This window comes from Staphylococcus pasteuri (genome assembly GCF_030547725.1).
In the GTDB taxonomy this organism is placed as follows: Bacteria; Bacillota; Bacilli; order Staphylococcales; family Staphylococcaceae; genus Staphylococcus; species Staphylococcus pasteuri.
Genome location: NZ_JAUOQO010000525.1, coordinates 1 through 258 on the forward strand (window position 1 = coordinate 1; position 258 = coordinate 258).

The 258-nt window shown below is 39.1% G+C and carries 1 protein-coding gene; it reads left to right on the forward strand.

Annotated features, from left to right (window positions below; all coding sequences use genetic code 11):
- On the forward strand, positions 1-258 hold a 258-nt coding region (locus tag Q4528_RS14600; protein ID WP_303522374.1), incomplete at both ends, for a hypothetical protein.

Genomic DNA, 258 nt, shown 5'->3' on the forward strand with positions numbered 1-258 from the left:
TATCAACACCAAAGGCGCAAAGCGGGTGTTGTTATCCATAAGCAATTCCAGTTATTCCACATTAAAAGCCGATACCACAGGAAGCAATCTTACAGCATTACAGAAGAAAAAAACATATTTTAATAATTGCGATTACCCTAAAGACACCACTGCTTACAAGGCACTTTTAAGGAGGTTATTCGATAAGTTACAAGCAACGCCACGTTATTTTAGAGGCTTCCCAACAGGTAGCGTAATGGATAATGTGGAGGTGGAATT